We start from the raw sequence: 17,797 nt of genomic DNA, 5'->3' as shown, positions 1-17,797 counted from the left end.
TTTATTTTCAGGCTAATTATGTCATAATAGCTCTAGACTTAATTAAAAAATTCATAAGGGGGACAAAATGATCAAAATAATATTAACTCGACATGGCGAAACCCTCTGGAATATTGAAGGTCGCGTTCAAGGAGCTTTGGATTCTCCACTTACAGAAAAGGGGGTTCAGCAGGCTCGCAAGGTGGGGCAGCGATTACAAAAAGAAGGGATCACTCGTATTTATTCCAGCGATTTACCTCGTGCTCAAGCCACTGCCGATGAAATTCGGAAGGCACTTGGGGTAGAAGAAATCCTTCTTGATCCGGCGTTACGGGAATTATCCTTCGGAGAATGGGAAGGAAAGAACTGGTGGGATTTGCGGCAACGTTATCCTGAGATGTTTACTCTTTGGGACACTGGTCCCCATCAGGTACAGATTCCCGGAGCAGAAAGCATGTGGGAGGTTAGTGAACGGGCTTGGCAGTTCGTTCAGGAATTACCTCGGCTTCATGACGGGGAAACCCTCTGTGTTGTTACCCATGGGATGACTCTGCAGCTCATTGTTAAGAAAGCTCTGGGGATTCCTGTGGAGCAATGGAATGATGTTCCTTGGCAGCATAATACGGCAGTCAATATTTTTGAGTTTTATGAAGACGGCCGCATCCACCCTATTTTACTTGCGGATCACACTCATTTAGATGATGATATTAAGTCAGCCAGTGGGTTTAACCAAAAAAGAAAGCCAGAGTAGTCTGGCTTTCTTTTTTGGTTAATTTTTAATGAGCTTTTTATTCCTAATTCATGCTTAATCCTCTTCTTATCCCGGCTCCTGAACGGGTGGAGTAGCAGAGCTATTTAACCAGTCTTGGTCAAACCTAGTGATTAATTCTTGGCTTGCTACGGGGGAGGGAACTGTAACGGAGACTTCATGGTTCATCACAAAGGCCTTATACCCCCATCCGGAGCTGCTTAAGATAAACGTATTGCGATCGAATATACCTAGATTGATATCTAGAGGAGGATGGGTTACCGAATTATAATATCGAATCTGAATGCCGGCAGCCTTGAAATTTTCGATTGTATTCGGATAATTACTCGGCATGATACCGGAATCCAGGATAACTTTAATATCCAATCCTTTTCCGGTCGCATCCACCAAAGCTTGGACAATATCTGCGTCGGTCACATGGGATGCAATGATACAAATATTCGTGGTGCTCTTTTGTATTTGGTCGAGAAGTTGTGCCTTAACATTGGAATTGGCGGCGACGGCGATATTATCTTCAGCTAATTCAGTGGTTTTGGGGATATCCAGTGAAAGGGTTGTGGTAAAAACCCAATCCCGATTAAACACGCTGGCCAGCTTCCAGACGGAACGACCGGATAAATTAACGGCTAGATTATGAGAACTAAACCCTTTGTCAGACCAGGGGAAAGAATAGACCATGGCCTCTCTTAAATCTACGATCAGGAATTTAGCCTCATCCGTCTGTCCTTTTTGGGCGGGGTAATACTGTACGGAGATATTGTTGCTTTTAAATTCATTGAGAGTTGCCTTGTTGGGAGTTTCAAACTGGTCAAGCAATATTCTTATTTCTATACCGCTTGCAGCTTTTTGGATGATGAGCTCCTTAAGTGCCGGATCAGAAAAAATTTTCTGCTCTATGTATATGGACTTTTGGGCTGAGGTAATCAGCTCTATGGTTTTTTCCCGTGCAGTTTTACCGTCAAAATACAAGGCCTCAGCAGAAAGGTTTGATAGTGGGGCCTCTTCATTTTTTACAAACAGGCTCTTCATATCTATAGAGCATCCTGTAAGGAAAAGGCAAAGAATTAGAATAAGGGGGATGAACCGTTTCCTCATAGATCTTCGACTCCTAAGTACAAATTTTCTAAGCACTTCTTTATTATAACATAAATAAAGCTGTTCAAAAAATCTGGTTGGAATAGATTTTTATCTTTTTACATAGACATTCACAAGCATAGAAATGTAAAGGGGCAGGATCTTGATGAGAAAAAGAAAACACGGATTTCTCTTATTGGTCATAATCCTGTTTGTATTTTGTTCATTAAATTTACCTCGGCCTATAACGCCTTTGGCACACTATAGCACCCCAGCTTCGGGAAAGATGTCAACAGAATTCTCCGCGGATAAAGCTTATGAACATATTCTTCATTTATCGGAGAAGATCGGCCCTCGACCAGCCGGGAGTCAAAATGAAACTAAAGCGGCTCAATATCTGTACTATATGTTGGAACAATATGGATGGAAGGTGCGAGAGCAGCCGTTTAGCAAGATTGTGTCCAATTCCAACCCTCTTAAACCTGAGCATAAAATCCAAGTGATCAATAGTCAAAACATTATAGCCGAATTACCAGGGGCCTTACCGGAAACCATTCTCCTTGGAGCCCATTATGATAGTGCCGATATTTCAGCTCCCGGAGCTATTGATAACGCTTCCGGGGTAGGTGTGCTGTTGGAAATAGCCCGAATATTAGGCCAGGAAAAGCATCAGAAAAGCTATCAAATCGTGTTTTTTGGAGCGGAAGAAAATGGACTGGTGGGTTCACAGTATTTTACTGCTCAAAGTGATTTATCAGCTATACAGTGGATGTTGAATTTGGACATGGTGGGCACTCCTCTAGAGATTGATATCGCCGGCAAGACATCAGCCCCTCCGGAATTGGTTGATAAGGTTGTAACTATCGCCCGTCAAGAACAAATCCCTTTCCATATGAGTCGGGATTTTGTAGTGATGACTCGGGAAGGTTCACAGGGGGGATCTAGTGATTTTAGCCCTTTCCTGGACCAAGGAATACCTGCCCTCGGTCTGGGAATCGCCGGCCGCGCGGAGGGATATTATCATCGGCCTGAGGATCGAATTGAGCAGGTCACCTTACAAAGCTTGGATACTGTGGGGAAGTTCATTCCTAAGCTTATAGATTCTGTGGAAGTGACGGGAAGTGGTCAGAAGACCTGGGACGCCTATTATTTACCTTTCCAGTTGGGATCCTTTGTCTTAATCATTCCGACTTTAGGACTTAGGATACTGTTTATCTTAATTATTTTCTTTACTTTATTCTCTATTTCGCGAAGTTTTCGTGACAAAGAACCCTTCATTCAGGGCGATTTAAAAGAGTACGTACTGATTGGCGTGGGTATTCCTGTTGTTGCTTTTCTAGTGAGTTTCTTAAGTGGCGCCGGAGAGTGGCTATGGCAGTTCATTAAAGAAAGAGTATACCTATGGCAGGCCTATCCGGGGGTATTTTTAACCCTAAGGGTCATCATGGTCCTGTGTGCACTGCTAATCTTCCTAAGACTTTTAAGAAGCTTTCCCCAGCCCAAAGGGGGGAAATTATATTGGTTGGTTGGAGTTTTGATCTTAACCCTTCTCAGCATTATTTTGGGGCTTTATCGAATCGATTTAGCATTCCCCTTCCTTTTCTGGCTTTTTTGTTTTAACCTATTCCTTTATTACCCAAGTATAGTCTTATTGTTTATTGGGCCATATTTTATTTATAAGACCCATTGGGAACTTTTAAATTCGCAACAATGGTCCGGTTTTTATGAAACTATTCATCTTTATCCTATAGTATTTATCGTACTCTATGGATTGCTTTTTATCCCGGTTCTTTTAGGTGGATTATATATCCTTGAAAAAGGAAAAAGGCCTTGGGACCAAATGCTTAAACGCCTGTTTATTCCTGCTCTTATACTCGGTGTTGGTATTGTCCTGGGGACAGGTTTGATCCGGAATTATAATAAAACCAACCCACAACCTATCAGTGTTCAAAAAGTCTGGACAGAATCGGAAGAGGTTGTACTCAGAATATCCAGTACTGATACCCTTTCCAAAAATTTAATCGCAGAGCTTGATTCTAAAGAGACCAAGGTTGGAGAAGATAAAAAAACGCTTGAGTTACCGATACCTTCCGAAAAGCCGCCTTTGCAGGCTAATGTTTCCGTCACAGATACCGGTGGACGTCTCCTGAATTTCAAAATGGCCATGAAATATGGACGAGATCCCTATTTGGTAAGGATAAAACTTGAAAGTAAAAGGCCCTTTAAAATCCGGGAGATGGATGATTTCATTCCTATTGCGAAGCTACCAAAAAAGATTGCCCTAGAAGGTAAGGAGCACAATGGCAGTTACACTCTGCTTCTTGAACGAACGCCACCTCATCAAGGGGTTACACAATGGAAAATTGCAGCTGAGGGTATTGTGAAATGCAGTATAGAAGTGGTGTTCGCTGATCAAAGTCCGCGCTACAGCATCAAATTGCCTCACATCTCCTCCGAATATAAGGAAGTTTATCAAGACGTTTTTGAATTCTAACTACCAAATTTCGTCAGAATAGATTAGGTCCGTCAAGGAAGAATAATTGTGAGGAGGTTGATGTGATGTACAAAAAGATTGCTGTTGAGGATGGCCTCACTAACGTTGTTCAAGAATTACATACTGCAGGATTTCATACGATGCCCTTAGAGGATGATCCTCTAAGGAATGTCAGTGCAATAGTTGTCAAAGGGGATGGAACCGATATTTTAGCGGAAGAAGCCCAATTTCATGTGCCTGTAATCCATGCTTCAGGGCGTAGTGCTGAAGAAGTCGTAGAAATTCTCAGAGACCGATTATCCTAATGACACAAGTTAATCAAAAATCATTATAAGGAAAGCCTAGTGCTTTCCTTTCTTCAATTGTAGATGTATAGTTTTAAGAACATCGTTTAAGTTAAACTAATTCTGGATAATTTGTGTCTATGCAAAATCTAATGGATACACTATAATTTGAAGAGAACACAGGACGGGGGGAGACTATAGTGGTAAAACAAGAAGAGTGGAAAGATGAGTATCAGAAAATATGTGAGCTTTTACGTCATCACTCCTATAAATTAACCCCTCAGCGACAAACTATTTTAAAAGCATTTTTAGAGAATGAGGATCAACACCTTAGTGCAGAAGATACCTTTATGATGGTTAAGCATAACTATCCAGATATTGGACTGGCCACGGTTTACCGCACTTTGGATCTCTTGGCGGAATTAGGTATTCTCCAAAAAAATGATTTTGGAGATGGGAGAAGCCGGTATGAGTTTAACCGTAAGGATGAGCATCACCACCACCATTTAATTTGTATCAAATGTGGAGATGTATCGGAATTTGATGATGATTTGCTGGAGTCTTTAGAAGCTGAGATAGAAAAACGCAATGGTTATCAAGTGGTTGACCATGATTTGAAATTTTACGGATATTGCAATAAATGCAAAAGCACGTTGGACTAACGTGCTTTTTGCCTGATTTTAACTATAAAAGATTACCAATACTAGATTTGAAGTGAAATGTATAGCATCAAAGCACTATTTGACGTATGATTTATGAAAAGAGGAGGAGGAAAAATATACCAGTTGCTCGAAATGTACCCAAAACGAGGTAAAGGAGCGACGCCCTATGTTTCCTCTTACAACTGCAAAAAAAGCGACAAGTGACTATTCATGGCTTTCACGACTCAAGAACTCCACATGGATATTTGCCAATAAAGACAGTGATTCCTTGGAACATTGCTTAATACGTTTGCAGCAAGACTCGGACAAGCCTCTCTTGGAAACCGTTAAGGAGGCTATCGACTTTCAAGCCTATCAGGAAGCGCGGGATTATTTGGAGCGCATCTGGGGCAGATATCCTGGCAAAGAAGGAGAAATTCAACACTTAATGGCTCGCTGCTATTTTGGGCAAGGCTTAATTCAGGAGGCATTAATATGCTTGGATAAAGCATTAGCTAATGGACCCGAAAGTACTGAATACCTAGAATTGCAGGCAGATTGCCTTATGGAAAAAGAGGATTGGCGCGGGGCAGTGGATGCATTGAATAAAGCCATATGGGCTAATCCCAAAAAAGTGGAAAATATCTATCGCTTGGGAACCATTTATTCTTACCATGGCGAACCTCACGAGGCTTTGCGTTGTTTCCAAGGATGTTGTGAACTGAAGCCCCACAATTCTTTGTATTGGGAGATGAAAGGAGAGATCCATCTTCAACTGGAACAGATGCCTCAGGCCATCTTGAGCTTTGAAAAGGCTCTGCGTTATGAATATAACCCGGATCTTAAAGCTCGCTTGGCTTACTGCTACACTCAAACCAATGAACATAAAAAAGGAATTCGTCTCTATCGTCAAGTTTTGAAGTACGATCCGGACCATTACGATTCCCTGTGCAATCTTGCGGCAATGTATCAGAATGAGGGCGAATCCATGGAAGCTCTCAAACTGCAAGAACGGGCTCATGGCTTATGTCAAAATGATCCGGTGTTACTGAACAATATGGCTTATACCCTGGTTCATTTAGGACGGACAAGGAAAGCTACAGAATACTATCAAGAAGCTCTTAAATTAGCCCAAGCCAATCCGGTCATCCTCTATAATCTAGCGGTATGCCATACCCAGAAAGGGAATTGGGATCAAGGCATTGAAATACTCTATCGACTATTGAATATCGATCCGGATCATTCTGAGGGATGGGCACTCCTGGGCAATATTTATGACCACCTCTCGGATCATGAATTAGCTGTAGATTGTTATAATAAAGCTTTGCAATTAGCGTAAACTATAAGGCGTAAAGCCTTTTTTCTTTTTTATATGAAAAAACATTGTCTTTTTCTTTACCATTTTTTAAAGTTTTGTTATGATTTGCTAGGAAGAAGCTGAGTCGATCTGGTATAATGTATGGCAAGCACCTATCAATAGAGAGATAATTCTGATTATTAGTCCTTGTGGGAGGAGTAGTGGAGAATTTGGGTATGGATTTAGAAAAAATAGAAGAAGCAGTGACCATGATCCTGGAAGCCATTGGTGAAGATCCGAGGCGGGAAGGATTATTGGATACCCCGAAACGAGTGGCCAGGATGTATCAGGAAGTTTTTGCCGGACTACATGAAGACCCCAGTCAGCATTTAAAAGTGCAGTTTTCTGAAGATCATGAGGAGATGATCATTGTTAAGGATATTCCGGTTTATTCCATGTGTGAGCATCATCTGGTTCCTTTTTACGGGAAAGCCCATGTGGCTTATATACCACGTAAAGGAAAAGTAACAGGTTTATCAAAAATTGCCCGGGTTGTGGAAGGGTATGCGAAACGTCCTCAACTTCAGGAACGATTAACGGGACAGATCGCCGATTCAGTGATGAGTATGCTTAATGCCCGCGGAGTCCTTGTGGTAATCGAGGCAGAGCATATGTGTATGACTATGCGGGGGGTTAAAAAGCCGGGATCTATGACCTTAACCTCTGCAGTCCGTGGGATATTTAAAACCAATGAAATCACTCGATCGGAAGGGTTTGCTTTGATTAAGCAGTAATCAATCACTATAGAAGATGGACCAAATACAAAGGATGAGAGTTATGGATCAAAAAACAGGAAAAATAGAGCTTATAGGTACTCAAAAAATTAAAGTTAATCCAGAATTATATAAAGTGGTGGATTTTCTCAATAAAAACCTTAAAGAGTATAATCTGATGTTCGGCCTTAGCAAAAAAGAAAATATTATGACCATATCGGTCTATGAAGTTGAGTAATTGGAGTAAACAATGCATATTTTATTGACAAATGATGATGGGTATTTTGCACCTGGGCTCCAAACCCTATATACAACCTTAGCTGAAGAAGGATACGATGTCTCCATCGTGGCACCGGATAGTCAAAAATCTGCAACAGGTCATTCTATCACTTTATTTGAACCTTTGTTTATTACGAAGTATTCTTTAAATAATGGTATAGGATATGCTGTCAGTGGGAAACCGGCTGACTGTGTAAAAATAGCGATACAAGGTAATATTATCCCCAAGCCTGATTTAGTCATCTCCGGAATTAACAATGGTCCTAATTTGGGAACCGATGTCTTCTATTCGGGGACAGTATCCGCTGCTATGGAAGGGGTGCTTTTGGGAATGCCCGCTATTGCGGTATCCTTAGCCTCTTTTTCTGCGACCGATTACAAACCGGCGGCCCAATTTGTGGCCAAATGGTTGCAGAAACTTCACCTCGGACCCGGATTAATAAACATCAATATTCCACCCTTGCCGGAAAAGGAATGGAAAGGTGTCCGTGTCACAAAGCTTGGCAAAGCAGTTTATGAAAATGTCTTCGAACATCGGCAAACTCCCACTGGTCGAGACTACTACTGGCAAGCAGGCACTGTATCACCGGAAGTCGACCAGGAAACGGATCTCTATGCCGTACAAGAAGGGTATGTGTCCATAACTCCCATGCATAGTGATTTAACTGATTATATGAAGATTGAGGAATTACGACAGAGTCTATCTCTTGAGATGAACGCAAATAAATAGGAGTACAGCATACTGTACTCCTATTTTCCATGGTATCTGAGGATGCTTTAAAGATTACCGTTTTTTAAGCTTTCCTCTGCGCGACGAATCATGGCTTTAACCATACTTCCACCGATTCGACCGCCTACATGGCCGCAATCCCGGGATGTCATGTTAGCCCATCCCTTAGTTTGGATTTGTTCGGTTAAACCTAATTCGGAGGCAACCTCCATTTTAAACTCGTCCAAAACAGATTTGGGCAAAATGCCGGCGGAGCGATTTCTTCGACCCATAGATATCCATCTCCTTTCATCTGTTTAATCGAGACAATTCTATTTTTTACAGACTGCATTATAAATATAGTACAGAAAATCTGGAGAATTTAAGCTTAATTGTTAAGGGAGGAAACAGAGTTGATTATTGGGACCTTTTTGTTTTACTTCATTTTATTCCTTTTTGTTTTTTCCTCCCCGGAAAAACTTAAACAAAGGGATAAACGCTGGACAAAAATCTTGGTTTTACCGGCAGTCTTTGCTTTGATTTTAGCTTTTTTAACTGTGATTAAAGTATTCTTTATCTATAAGATTATCCTAATTATTATTCTTGGCCTTACCACGCTCTTGACCTATTGGCAGTATGGAGAGCGAATTAAACACTGGTTGGACTAGTGTATTCCAATGAAATTAGCTTAAAAACTTCCCAATCCATGGAATTCTTTGTAGGTCTTCACGATTGATACCGCCATTAAGGAATAGAATAGTGAAGTAAAGGATAGCCCCAAGAATGATCTCCAGGAGAAAGGCCAAGGGATGGAAGCCAAAGAAAGGATGAAGGAAGCGAAAGGCCAACATCATACCAATACCACCCATGAGGGGGTGCAGAAGAAACTCGCGGAGGTCTACAGGCATCCCTGTAAAATGTACAATGGCGGCCAGATTTAATGTCGAAGAGATAAAAAAACCAACGACATAAGCTATAGCGGTTCCTTTAAGTCCCCACTGAGGTGAAGCAGTTAAAATGAAGAGTATCGGTATACGAATGATGGCAGAAATGATGGTATGGATCACAGGGAGCTGGACCTTGCCTAATCCTTGAAGAATTCCTGTAGAAGTTTGTTGAAGGTAGGAAAATATACCCCCAAAGGCAAGTATACGTAAGACGCCGCTGGTATTTTCACTTTTAAAAAAGGCGCTGAAGGGCTCGGCAAAGAAAAAAATGATAACTAAACTAGGAATTCCAATAAAAATGGTCATCCGTAAGGCCTGGGCACTGCGAAGTTTTACCGTTTGGAATTGCTTTCTGGCTGCCGCTTCAGAAATAGCAGGGACCAAAGAGGTCGCTAAAGCAAAGGTGAAGACGCTGGGAAAATTAAGAAGGGTGAAGACAGCCCCACCCAATTGTCCGAAAAGAGTTGTGGCTTCACGGGCTGTATAACCTGCTATTTGCAGTCGCTGTGGTATCAACATAGCATCCAGTGTGGATAACCCGCTAGAAAAAAGTCTTCCGATCGTCACAGGATAAGATAAATAGAAAAGTTCTTTCATGGTTTGAATCGGATGTAGGGATTCATCCTGCTGAGAGGACTTTTTTGTTTTTTGGAGTTTATACTGAAGGATAATGATACATAACCCGATAATTTCTCCTGATAACATCCCCAATGCCAATCCGGAGGCCGCCCATTCGATCCCCCTAGGTAATAAGGTATAAGCAGAAAAAAAACCCACACTAACCCGCACCAGCTGTTCACAGATTTGGCTGAGTGCGGTGGGAAGCATATTCTGCATTCCTTGAAAATAACCGCGAAAGGCTGAGGAAACAGACACCACAAAGATTGCCGGTGTGCATATTAAAAAGAGCCTTAAAACACGGGGATCTGGAAAGAGACGCTCTGCCAGGAAAGGGGAAATAATGTAGAGAGCTACGGATATAGCTGCCCCTGAGCAGGTCAAAAAAAGAAGGGCAGTACGAAATATGGAGCGGGCTCGAGTGTAATTATTCAAAGATACTGCCTCGGAGATCATTTTCGAGACGGCCAAGGGTATGCCCGCTGTGGTAAAGACCAAGGCAAGCATATACATAGGAAAGACCATATTGAATAATCCAAAGGCTTCTCCGCCGATATGAGTCATAATTAAGTATTGATAGACAAAGCCCAAAACCCGATTTAAAAAGTTTGCCGCCAAGAGTATGATAGCTCCATAGATAAATGTTCTTTTGGCCATATTCTTCCCAACTCCCCTAGTCCCACTTATCCTGACTAACTTTATGCCAGAAGAAGAAAAGAGATGACAATTATTCTAAGGAGTAGGGAAGGGAGAGAATTCTTCTGAGGGCTTAAAGTTTTTATTGGCGGGTAAGCAAAAGCTACTAAAACTTATCGCCAGTTAAGTTTTCTTTAGAGTTATGGAATATTTGAAAAGGATTTTTATAGTTAGTGGAGAAATATCTAGTATTGTTTATTCTTAGTAAAGTTTTGTAAAAATTGAATACCATCCTAAAAAGTGGGCATTCTACCTCCGAATGGAGGGGTTACCCATGTGGACATTAATCAAAAATGCCAGAATATTCGCTCCGGAACTGCTGCAGGAGCGGGATCTTCTTCTTGTGGGAAATCGGGTTGCAGCACTGGGCGATGACCTATCCCTTCCTCCCTATGTGAATGGTGAGGTATATGATCTTCATGGACACTATCTTGTACCTGGCTTTATTGACGCTCATGTCCATATCTGCGGGGGAGGGGGAGAAGCGGGACCCAGCTCCAGGACTCCCGAGGTTCAGCTTTCTCAACTGACTCAGGCCGGAATAACCACTGTAGTAGGATGTTTGGGAACGGATTCTATCTCTCGTTCTATGGAGGAACTTCTAGTTAAGGCTAATGCCCTGGAAGAAGAAGGATTAACGTGCTTTGTCTATAGCGGCGGTTATCAAGCAGATAGAATGATTTTTGATACCTTGCGCAAGGACTTAGTCTTAATCGATAAAGTGATTGGGGCGGGTGAGATTGCAATTTCTGACCATCGTTCCGCCCAACCCCAAAAATCTGAGCTGGAGCATCTTGCTGCTGAAGCTCGAGTAGGAGGGATGCTAGGACATAAAGCGGGAGTCATTCATATTCACCTGGGTGAAGGGAAGAGAGGTTTGTCCCCAATCATTAAGATAATTGAGGAGACTGAAATCCCTATTAGCCAATTTATGCCAACTCATATCAATCGAAAGGAAACGCTCTTAGAGCAAGGAGTAGAGTTTCTCAAAGCAGGTGGCACAATTGATTTAACAGCAGGTTGCGATGATTTTGAACCGCATTTACAGGTTCCTTTCGTTTTAAAATCTCTTTACGAACAGGGATTACTCAACGACCGTGTGACGGTTACTTCAGACGGAAATGGCAGCCTTCCACAATTTAGCGAGGCTGGGATCCTTGTCGGTATGGGAATAGGTTCCGTTTATGTTCTTTGGCGCGATATTCGGGAGGCCATACTTCGGTATAAAATACCCCTTGACATCGCACTGAGAACGATTACTTCTAATCCCGCCCGTATTCTTCAACTAAAAAACAAAGGCATGATTCGGGAAGGCTATGACGGTGATTTGGTTGCCTTGTCCGATGACTTGATGATTGAGAAGGTGTGGGCTAAGGGAAGAATTATGATTCATGACCGTAAACCTGTTGTTTTTGGGGTATACGAGACATCATTGGCGAGTCATCTTCAGACTGTAGAAACTCCACGATTAGTCAAAGGTTAGACTTTTTCTAATACATTTTAAGGAGGTTGATTTGTCTTGAAGACCTATGACACTATGAATCTACGCAACATTTGCCTAGTAGGGCACGGAGGGGCAGGGAAGACGTCTTTGGCGGAAGCTTGTCTCTTTAACTCAGGCGCGATTACCCGCATGGGAAAAGTGTCTGAAGGGAATACTATGTCGGATTCTTTGCCAGAAGAAATTAAACACAAGGTTTCGATCAGTACCAGTCTTATTCCTGTTGAATGGCAGGGCTATAAAATCAATATCCTTGATACTCCAGGATATTCTGATTTTTTTGGTGAGGTTAAGTCTGCCCTTAGAGTGGTAGAGAGCGGGGTTGCTGTTCTGTGCGGCGTATCAGGTCTTGAAGTACAAGCTGAGCTTATTCTTGACTTGATGGAAGAGCAGAAGTTACCCCGCGTTATTTTTATTAATAAATTAGAGCGTGAGAATGCTAATTTTGAAAAAGTTTTAAGTCAACTTATAGAAACCTTCCCCAATATGCGTTTTGCCCCGCTAACTCTTCCTATAGGTCATGAAGATCAATTTCAGGGTGTCGTAGATATCATAGAACGTAAGGCTTATATCTATGAAAACAACGCCAGCGGGAAATACACAGTTAAAGATATCCCATCAGATCTTCTTGCAGATGTCGAACACTATCGAGAAATATTAGCTGAGGCGGTAGCCGAAGCTGATGATGATATATTGTCAAAATATCTTGATGGAGAAACTTTAAGTGATGACGACCTTCGTCAAGCCTTGAAAAGTGCTTTAGAACAGGATTTAACCGTTCCGGTCCTTGCGGGTTCAGCCTTCAAAAATGTAGGAATTGGGAATTTGCTTGACTTCTTTGTTCAATACGCCCCGGTTCCCCAAGTTAAAGAAGAGAAAAGTGCCCTTATCTTTAAAACTCTGGCCGACCCCTATGTCGGTAAGATGAGTTTTATCAGGGTCTATGGAGGAAAGCTCCAAGGGGACAGTATGGTGTATAATGCTCAAAAAGAAAAAGAAGAAAAAATAAGTACTCCCTTTATTCTGCGGGGAAAAAATCAGGACCCAGTTCAAATCGTTCCGGCAGGAGATATCGCCGTAGTGGCTAAGCTTCAGGAAGCAGCTACAGGAGATACTCTATGTTCCAAGGACAATTCCGTGCATTTAGAGGGTATAGATTTACCTGTTCCTCGTTTGCCTGTAGCCATCGCCCCCAAAAGCAAGGGAGATGAAGATAAACTGGGGAGTGCTCTCGCTCGATTGGCGGAGGAAGACCCCACTATGCGTGTGGAGAAGAATGTAGAGACTAAAGAACTGATTCTCTATGGTATGGGCGAAATGCATGTTGAGATCCTCATGGAGAAGCTGCAAAGGAAATTTGGCGTTGGGGTAGAGATGAAAATCCCTCGGGTTCCCTATCGGGAAACCATTAAAAAGCCTGTTAAAGTGGAAGGAAAGCACAAAAAGCAAAGTGGCGGACATGGACAATATGGTCATGTCTGGATAAGCATGGAGCCTCTCATGGACGGCGAGTTTGAATTTGCAGAGGAAGTGTTCGGGGGCGCTGTACCCAGGCAATACTTCCCAGCTGTAGAAAAGGGAATTCGTGAAGCTATGGTGGAAGGAGTGCTGGCCGGATATCCTGTCACCGGATTTAAGGTGACCTTGACCGATGGCTCATACCATAGTGTGGATTCTTCCGAAATGGCCTTCAAGCTGGCTTCCATTATTGCCTTCCGTAAAGGAGCAGAAATGGCGAAACCCACTTTGCTGGAGCCGATTTCAGAGGTTGAGATCCGGGTGCCGGAAGCCTATATGGGTGATGTTATCGGTGACATCAACGGCAAACGAGGTAGGGTCTTGGGAATGGAGGCCGATGGTAAATTCCAAGTGATAAAAGCTCATGTGCCCCAATCGGAAATGATGCGTTACGCCATTGACTTAAAATCCATGACCCAAGGACGAGGCAGTTTTGATATCCGATTCTTGAAATATGATGAAGTACCTACTAAAATCAGTGAAGGAATTATCAGTGAGCTTAAAGCAGCTCAGGGAAATTAATGAGTATTTTAACTCAACAGTCAGGTGTACCTGACTGTTTTCTTTTTTTTGTTAATAAGAACTAAAGATTAATAAAAAATTCCTAATTTTAAGAAGGTTATTTACCGAATGCGTTGAATATTCAAATTATTGTATAAATCATATAAATTGAGGGACAAGAGTGGAGGGCTCAACTGTGGTACAACAACTAAAAAGAGTGGAGATGAGGGATAGTAGACGGATAGAAGAAGAACTCAAAGCACTCTATAATTCGATTCAAGAAGCCATAGAAGTCGCAGGAAAAGACGGTACTATTCAATATGTCAACCCATATTTCAGCCGTTTGACAGGCATATCCCCTTATGAAAGAGTCGGCAAGAATATATTCGAACTCTCACCTGAAGGAACACTGGCAAGAGTACTGAGGACCCATGAACCAATATATGCTCATCGGTCCATTATGGAAGAGTGTGATATTGAAATTATTGCCAATGCTTATCCTATAGTTATTGAGGGGAATATCGAAGCGGCACTTGTAGTTTTTCAGCAACTGACGGAAGCTTCTAAGCTCGGCGAGGAGATTGTAGCGTCAAAACAAATGATTCAGGCCCTTACAGCCCGAGTAGATCAGATGGCATCCAGTTCATATACCTTTGACGATGTTCTAGGGAGTCACCCGGATTTTGCTTTTATCCGGAATAAGGCACGTCGCTCTGCAGAGACCCATTCACCCATTATCATTATGGGTGAAAGTGGTTCCGGAAAAGAGCTTTTTGCCCATGCTATTCATAGTGGCAGTATGCGCAGTCATAAACCCTTTATAAAAGTGGATTGCGCTAATATACCGGAAAGTCTTCTGGAAGTCGAATTACTGGGCTACGAGAAAAAGAGCCAGGACAGGGCTTCCGAGCGCAAGCTGGGAAAATTGGAATGTGCCAGCGGAGGAACCCTGTTTCTTGATGAAATAGGGCTGCTCAATGACTATTTACAAGATAAATTGCTTCATATTCTCCTTGAAAAGAAGTTCCAACCCGTCGATGGGACTCAGACCATTGAGCTGGATATTCGAATCATTACAGCGACTAACCGCGATTTAAGAGATATGGTGGAGAAAGGACAATTCTCAGCGGATTTATATCATCTGCTCAACGGCATTGAAATCCAAATACCCCCCTTAAGAATGCATAAAGAAGACGCCTTAACCTACGCTCAGAGCTTCATTTATAAAGCCAATCGAAAGCTTGGCAAACATGTAATTGGCATAACGACTCAGGCAGAGCAACTTTTATTGGACTACCATTGGCCGGGAAATATACGTGAGTTGAAAAAAGTTATCGAAATGGCGATGGATTCCGTGGAAGGAGATATGCTCAATATTAAAGATTTTGCCAGCCTGGTAGATATTGTTAACAAGACGGAAGAGATTCACTATCGTGAGCCTATGGCCCTTGATGAATTAGAAAAAAGAATGATCCGCTTGGCTTTAGATCGCTATGGTAATTCTGTGGAAGGTAAAAAGCGGGCAGCGGGTGTCCTGAATATCTCCTTAGCCACCCTCTACAATAAGCTGAAAACCCTCGAGGATAATGCTTAAACCTAAGGTCTAAGGTATGCTTTATGAGGAATCTGCTCATCCTATATATAAAGGAGGGATTTCCATGGCATTATTCGGGAGAAAGGGCAGGGACCCTAAGAAAAAACCGGAACCCAACAAAAAGCAGCATCATCGCGGAGATGCTCTTGGCGAAGATATGGAGGGGTTCAAGGACTTATACTGGCCATAAAGACTATAAAGGGTATGCCAAAAAAGCTCTCAACCGCGTCGGTGAGAGCTTTCAAGTTAATCAGTAGGATTCAGGAGTAAACAGATTGGATAGACATTATTCTTCGCAGTCCGTAATAAAAACTCCTCCTCTAAAATATATTTTCATTTCTTTTTAAATATTTTAGGAACTTAAGGTTGACACTTCTCCTGCCTTCAAGTATAATTTCTTTTGTCGCCAGTTAATAAAGTGACTTAGGGGATTAGTTTAATGGTAGAACAGCGGTCTCCAAAACCGTTAGTGTGGGTTCAACTCCTGCATCCCCTGCCAACACGAAATCCGTTCCCTGCAAAATTTGCAGGGATTTTTTATTTTTAAATTTCTTTCCTTTTAATTTTTTTGGGGAGGATTTGGGGAGTTTACGATTTTTTATGACGGAGCTGTTGTGGCTCCGTTATTTTATTCATAATGGACTCCGGCAAAAAGCTCTTTTTCGACAGCATGGCCATAGACTCTCCAAAGCATTTCGGCATTGGAATGACCGACCATTCTAGCCACCTCCAAAGGATTTGCACCGGTTGCTATCAACAGGCTGATACAGGTGTGCCTGAGGCTGTGAAATGCTTAATAGGGAGGCCGGTTTTTTTGATCCATCCCCTCCACCAGCAGGAGGCCCACACGGCATTAACCTGTTTCCCGTTCCAAGCCGTAAATACTGCCCCACTATCTACCCACTTTGTGCCTCGCTCTTCGGCATTGCTTTCTTGCTCACCTTTTAGCTGGCGCAGTAGGAATATAGTACTTGCTGATAGCCGGACTTTGCGATTACTGCTCTTATTCTTTGTAAGTTTTTCGAAGGAACCCTTGCCCGGAATATACTGCCAGGACTTAGAGATGTCCACTAACCTGGATTCGAAGTCAATATCTGTCCATTTTAGGGCTTGATCATCAGTGAACTTTGTATAGGTCTTAACTCCCATTATTCTTGCAAAATCATCCATTAGAGAAGGCTCACCTTGCATCCTTCTTAAGTCGCTCACATAGCCCATAACTTCTACATTGAAATCGTTAATATCATCATTCATATATTCCCACATGAACTCTAGAGCATCCTCGCCTATCTACTTATCAGGGTCAAGAGTCCTAATATAATCGCGGGTGTAAAAATAATCCTTAAACTCCCATTTGTGGCCCTTAAATTCTTTGCTTATGGGGAATAGTTCCATAAAGTCTGACGGTGTTAAAACTCCTATAAGGTGAATGATCGAATCCGCGAATTGAAAAATATACTGAGATTCCTCCCATGTCTTAACTTCCAAAGCGCGGGGTCCTTTTCCATTGCCTTTCTTCATGGGAAATGTCACTTTGTCCTCGTGACAAGCATAGATTATATCAGGTCCGCTTAGCCAGCCAGAAGCCTAAACGTATTAGTTTTCCTCTTTTTCACTTAAAGCGGCTAGGTGAAATATATACTAGCCGCATATGACAACAAAAAGGCCAGGGCAATTCGCCTGGCCTTTCTTTTATCGATTTAGAAGATTACGCCTAACGCAATAAGAATCAAAATTGCAATAGCTATGATCCCAACGCCGACAAAACCGCCCATACCGCCGCCAGGGCAACATGCGCCTCCCATTCCGAAAGAACCCATTCCGTACATGATATGACCTCCTTATAATTCTTTGATTTAATTAGGCTTAGAATACGATGCCCAAAGCAATGAGCAAAAGAATGATTACAACTACGATTGCAATACCTTCAAATCTCTCTTCACGGCGTTCACAGCCTCCGTCAAAACCAAGTGCCATTTGAATTCCTCCTTTACCCGAAGATACTATAGCTTATGATTTGTCTAAAGAAATTGCCACAATATGGGAGTGTGCAAGGCGGTGATGCAATGTGCAGACTATATGATCTGATAGATAAGGCGGCTAAGGCAAATTGTATCAACTGC

General features: G+C 42.2%; 18 protein-coding genes and 1 tRNA gene. 14 read left to right on the top strand and 5 right to left on the bottom strand.

Annotated features, from left to right (window positions below; genetic code table 11):
- Positions 1-67 precede the first annotated feature (67 nt).
- Positions 68-730: a histidine phosphatase family protein gene (locus DESPCE1_RS0112025; protein WP_014794272.1), complete on the top strand. Its 663-nt coding sequence runs from the start codon at positions 68-70 to the stop codon at positions 728-730.
- A gap of 66 nt (positions 731-796) precedes the next feature.
- On the opposite strand, the gene DESPCE1_RS0112020 is transcribed toward DESPCE1_RS0112025, so the two are convergent.
- Positions 797-1,777 (bottom strand): phosphatidylserine/phosphatidylglycerophosphate/cardiolipin synthase family protein, encoded by a 981-nt coding sequence (locus tag DESPCE1_RS0112020; protein ID WP_371200524.1) that lies wholly within the window; start codon positions 1,775-1,777, stop codon positions 797-799.
- A gap of 211 nt (positions 1,778-1,988) precedes the next feature.
- Here DESPCE1_RS0112020 and DESPCE1_RS0112015 point away from each other — a divergent pair, with 211 nt between their 5' ends.
- The 7 genes from DESPCE1_RS0112015 (at position 1,989) to surE (ending at position 8,320) form a co-directional block, all read left to right on the top strand.
- On the top strand, positions 1,989-4,316 hold the full coding sequence (locus tag DESPCE1_RS0112015; RefSeq protein WP_019850605.1) for a M28 family metallopeptidase: 2,328 nt from the start codon (positions 1,989-1,991) through the stop codon (positions 4,314-4,316).
- A 65-nt stretch (positions 4,317-4,381) separates the two neighbouring features.
- A complete protein-coding gene (locus DESPCE1_RS0112010; RefSeq protein WP_014794269.1) occupies positions 4,382-4,621 on the top strand; it encodes a YkuS family protein in 240 nt (79 codons plus the stop codon).
- Positions 4,622-4,797: 176 nt separating this feature from the next.
- Complete coding sequence (locus tag DESPCE1_RS0112005; RefSeq protein WP_085938404.1) at positions 4,798-5,262, top strand: Fur family transcriptional regulator; 465 nt, start codon at positions 4,798-4,800, stop codon at positions 5,260-5,262.
- A 166-nt stretch (positions 5,263-5,428) separates the two neighbouring features.
- A complete protein-coding gene (locus DESPCE1_RS0112000; protein ID WP_014794267.1) occupies positions 5,429-6,580 on the top strand; it encodes a tetratricopeptide repeat protein in 1,152 nt (383 codons plus the stop codon).
- A 194-nt stretch (positions 6,581-6,774) separates the two neighbouring features.
- Entirely contained in the window at positions 6,775-7,332 is a 558-nt protein-coding gene (gene folE / locus DESPCE1_RS0111995; RefSeq protein WP_014794265.1) for a GTP cyclohydrolase I FolE, read from the top strand.
- Positions 7,333-7,375: 43 nt separating this feature from the next.
- Positions 7,376-7,549 carry a YpmA family protein gene (locus tag DESPCE1_RS22590; RefSeq protein ID WP_014794264.1) on the top strand — a complete coding sequence of 58 codons (174 nt, stop codon included), beginning with the start codon at positions 7,376-7,378 and terminating at the stop codon, positions 7,547-7,549.
- A 12-nt stretch (positions 7,550-7,561) separates the two neighbouring features.
- Positions 7,562-8,320, top strand: coding sequence for a 5'/3'-nucleotidase SurE (gene surE / locus DESPCE1_RS0111985; RefSeq protein ID WP_019850604.1), 759 nt, complete (start codon positions 7,562-7,564; stop codon positions 8,318-8,320).
- Positions 8,321-8,367: 47 nt separating this feature from the next.
- On the opposite strand, the gene DESPCE1_RS0111980 is transcribed toward surE, so the two are convergent.
- The gene (locus tag DESPCE1_RS0111980; RefSeq protein ID WP_019850603.1) at positions 8,368-8,592 is read right to left on the bottom strand and encodes an alpha/beta-type small acid-soluble spore protein; all 225 of its coding nucleotides are present in this window, start codon (positions 8,590-8,592) and stop codon (positions 8,368-8,370) included.
- A 120-nt stretch (positions 8,593-8,712) separates the two neighbouring features.
- Here DESPCE1_RS0111980 and DESPCE1_RS0111975 point away from each other — a divergent pair, with 120 nt between their 5' ends.
- Complete coding sequence (locus tag DESPCE1_RS0111975; RefSeq protein ID WP_014794261.1) at positions 8,713-8,967, top strand: hypothetical protein; 255 nt, start codon at positions 8,713-8,715, stop codon at positions 8,965-8,967.
- Between the two features lie 15 nt (positions 8,968-8,982).
- On the opposite strand, the gene spoVB is transcribed toward DESPCE1_RS0111975, so the two are convergent.
- A complete protein-coding gene (spoVB, locus tag DESPCE1_RS0111970; RefSeq protein ID WP_014794260.1) occupies positions 8,983-10,521 on the bottom strand; it encodes a stage V sporulation protein B in 1,539 nt (512 codons plus the stop codon).
- A 313-nt stretch (positions 10,522-10,834) separates the two neighbouring features.
- Here spoVB and iadA point away from each other — a divergent pair, with 313 nt between their 5' ends.
- The 5 genes from iadA (at position 10,835) to DESPCE1_RS0111945 (ending at position 16,173) form a co-directional block, all read left to right on the top strand.
- Entirely contained in the window at positions 10,835-12,043 is a 1,209-nt protein-coding gene (gene iadA / locus DESPCE1_RS0111965) for a beta-aspartyl-peptidase (RefSeq protein ID WP_014794259.1), read from the top strand.
- A gap of 36 nt (positions 12,044-12,079) precedes the next feature.
- Positions 12,080-14,101 (top strand): elongation factor G, encoded by a 2,022-nt coding sequence (gene fusA, locus DESPCE1_RS0111960; RefSeq protein ID WP_019850602.1) that lies wholly within the window; start codon positions 12,080-12,082, stop codon positions 14,099-14,101.
- Between the two features lie 175 nt (positions 14,102-14,276).
- Entirely contained in the window at positions 14,277-15,674 is a 1,398-nt protein-coding gene (locus DESPCE1_RS0111955) for a sigma-54-dependent Fis family transcriptional regulator (protein ID WP_014794257.1), read from the top strand.
- Between the two features lie 64 nt (positions 15,675-15,738).
- Positions 15,739-15,864 carry a hypothetical protein gene (locus DESPCE1_RS24030; RefSeq protein ID WP_014794256.1) on the top strand — a complete coding sequence of 42 codons (126 nt, stop codon included), beginning with the start codon at positions 15,739-15,741 and terminating at the stop codon, positions 15,862-15,864.
- A gap of 235 nt (positions 15,865-16,099) precedes the next feature.
- Positions 16,100-16,173, top strand: a tRNA-Trp gene (locus DESPCE1_RS0111945).
- Positions 16,174-16,427: 254 nt separating this feature from the next.
- On the opposite strand, the gene DESPCE1_RS0111935 is transcribed toward DESPCE1_RS0111945, so the two are convergent.
- Together DESPCE1_RS0111935 and DESPCE1_RS24025 are read right to left on the bottom strand one after the other, a co-directional pair.
- Positions 16,428-16,940: a hypothetical protein gene (locus DESPCE1_RS0111935; protein WP_028305550.1), complete on the bottom strand. Its 513-nt coding sequence runs from the start codon at positions 16,938-16,940 to the stop codon at positions 16,428-16,430.
- 434 nt (positions 16,941-17,374) lie between these two features.
- Complete coding sequence (locus DESPCE1_RS24025; RefSeq protein ID WP_014794253.1) at positions 17,375-17,503, bottom strand: hypothetical protein; 129 nt, start codon at positions 17,501-17,503, stop codon at positions 17,375-17,377.
- Positions 17,504-17,797: the final 294 nt, after the last annotated feature.

This window comes from Desulfitobacterium sp. PCE1, from assembly GCF_000384015.1.
Taxonomy (GTDB): Bacteria; Bacillota; Desulfitobacteriia; order Desulfitobacteriales; family Desulfitobacteriaceae; genus Desulfitobacterium; species Desulfitobacterium dehalogenans.
This window is presented reverse-complemented; position numbering and strand designations above follow the sequence as displayed.

Excerpts from the sequence above, each read along its gene's own strand:
- DESPCE1_RS0112025 (WP_014794272.1), top strand. The coding sequence starts at position 68 with ATGATCAAAATAATATTAACTCGACATGGCGAAACCCTCTGGAATATT.
- DESPCE1_RS0112020 (WP_371200524.1), bottom strand. The coding sequence starts at position 1,777 with ATGAAGAGCCTGTTTGTAAAAAATGAAGAGGCCCCACTATCAAACCTT.
- DESPCE1_RS0112015 (WP_019850605.1), top strand. The coding sequence starts at position 1,989 with ATGAGAAAAAGAAAACACGGATTTCTCTTATTGGTCATAATCCTGTTT.
- DESPCE1_RS0112010 (WP_014794269.1), top strand. The coding sequence starts at position 4,382 with ATGTACAAAAAGATTGCTGTTGAGGATGGCCTCACTAACGTTGTTCAA.
- DESPCE1_RS0112000 (WP_014794267.1), top strand. The coding sequence starts at position 5,429 with ATGTTTCCTCTTACAACTGCAAAAAAAGCGACAAGTGACTATTCATGG.
- folE (WP_014794265.1), top strand. The coding sequence starts at position 6,775 with ATGGATTTAGAAAAAATAGAAGAAGCAGTGACCATGATCCTGGAAGCC.
- DESPCE1_RS22590 (WP_014794264.1), top strand. The coding sequence starts at position 7,376 with ATGGATCAAAAAACAGGAAAAATAGAGCTTATAGGTACTCAAAAAATT.
- surE (WP_019850604.1), top strand. The coding sequence starts at position 7,562 with ATGCATATTTTATTGACAAATGATGATGGGTATTTTGCACCTGGGCTC.
- DESPCE1_RS0111980 (WP_019850603.1), bottom strand. The coding sequence starts at position 8,592 with ATGGGTCGAAGAAATCGCTCCGCCGGCATTTTGCCCAAATCTGTTTTG.
- spoVB (WP_014794260.1), bottom strand. The coding sequence starts at position 10,521 with ATGGCCAAAAGAACATTTATCTATGGAGCTATCATACTCTTGGCGGCA.
- iadA (WP_014794259.1), top strand. The coding sequence starts at position 10,835 with ATGTGGACATTAATCAAAAATGCCAGAATATTCGCTCCGGAACTGCTG.
- DESPCE1_RS24030 (WP_014794256.1), top strand. The coding sequence starts at position 15,739 with ATGGCATTATTCGGGAGAAAGGGCAGGGACCCTAAGAAAAAACCGGAA.
- DESPCE1_RS0111935 (WP_028305550.1), bottom strand. The coding sequence starts at position 16,940 with ATGTGGGAATATATGAATGATGATATTAACGATTTCAATGTAGAAGTT.
- DESPCE1_RS24025 (WP_014794253.1), bottom strand. The coding sequence starts at position 17,503 with ATGTACGGAATGGGTTCTTTCGGAATGGGAGGCGCATGTTGCCCTGGC.